The organism is Pseudoalteromonas sp. S558 (assembly GCF_005886635.1).
GTDB classification, from domain to species: Bacteria; Pseudomonadota; Gammaproteobacteria; order Enterobacterales; family Alteromonadaceae; genus Pseudoalteromonas; species Pseudoalteromonas aliena.
Window position 1 is genome coordinate 1 of sequence record NZ_PNDU01000042.1, and the last position, 536, is coordinate 536.

The 536-nt window shown below is 42.0% G+C and carries 1 pseudogene; it reads left to right on the plus strand.

The features are described 5' to 3' along the window. Positions 1–496: pseudogene (locus CWB66_RS03435) on the plus strand (transposase); the annotation flags it as partial. Between the last annotated feature and the right edge of the window lie 40 nt (positions 497–536).

Consider the following 536-nt stretch of genomic DNA (forward strand, 5'->3'; position numbering starts at 1 on the left):
GTTTTTGGAGGGACGATTTAGTTCACAAGCATTATTAGATGAAGCCGCATTGGCGGCCTGCATGGCGTATGTAGACTTAAATCCCATTAGAGCCAAAATGGCTAACACCCCAGAAGAATCTGACCATACCAGCGCTCAACTACGCTTAACATGCGCAAAAGAAGGCAAGCAACCGAAAAAATTGCTCCGCTTTGCAGGCATGCCACGTCAAATCATGCCAAAAGGGCTACCGTTTGAGCTTAAATCGTACCTTGAACTTGTTGAACTAACAGGGCGAGTAATACGAGAGGATAAACGCGGGTATATTGATAATATAAACCTTCCTTTGCTTGAAAGGCTTACTATATCCCCAGAAAACTGGTTGAAACTCACCACACAATTTACACGCGTATTTCATGGCGCAGTAGGCAGGCCTATCTCACAAGCAAGTTATTGCGAAAATTTAAATCGAAAACGGCGAGCGAATATCAGTAACTACGAAAAGCTATTAGCATAAAGTTTAAATTACTCAGTAGAAAAGTTAAAACTGCATCATG